This window comes from Rhizobium ecuadorense (genome assembly GCF_001187535.1).
In the GTDB taxonomy this organism is placed as follows: Bacteria; Pseudomonadota; Alphaproteobacteria; order Rhizobiales; family Rhizobiaceae; genus Rhizobium; species Rhizobium ecuadorense.
This window is the reverse complement of sequence record NZ_LFIO01001742.1, coordinates 1-330: the sequence shown is the minus strand read 5'-3', so window position 1 is coordinate 330 and position 330 is coordinate 1. Positions and strand designations below refer to the sequence as shown.

Sequence of the window (330 nt, the reverse complement as noted above, 5' to 3'; positions counted from 1 at the left end):
GTCTGCCACGCCTCGAAGTCCGTGGCGATCACCCTCTTGAAGCCTTCCCTGAACTTATGGGCCTCCCGGGAGCTTATATCGGATGACAATACCATGACTGGCGTTGCGGCCCCTCTCATCACCGTCGTCATACCGGCTTACAACGCCGAGAAGACGCTTGCCGAAACATTGCAAAGTGTCTCCAGCCAGTCCTACGACAAGCTCGAAATCCTTGTGGTCGACGACGGGTCGCGGGATAGTACGTTCGAACTTGCCAGCGACTATGGCCTGACCGATCGCCGTGTACGGGTTCTCCGCCAGGAGAATGGAGGGGTTGCGCGCGCGCGCAAC

At 59.1% G+C, this 330-nt stretch carries 1 protein-coding gene; it reads left to right on the top strand.

Annotated elements, in window-relative coordinates; all coding sequences use genetic code 11:
• Window positions 1-93: 93 nt before the first annotated feature.
• Window positions 94-330: glycosyltransferase family 2 protein (locus AF337_RS34950; RefSeq protein ID WP_152971332.1), on the top strand; the 237-nt coding region annotated here is incomplete at its 3' end.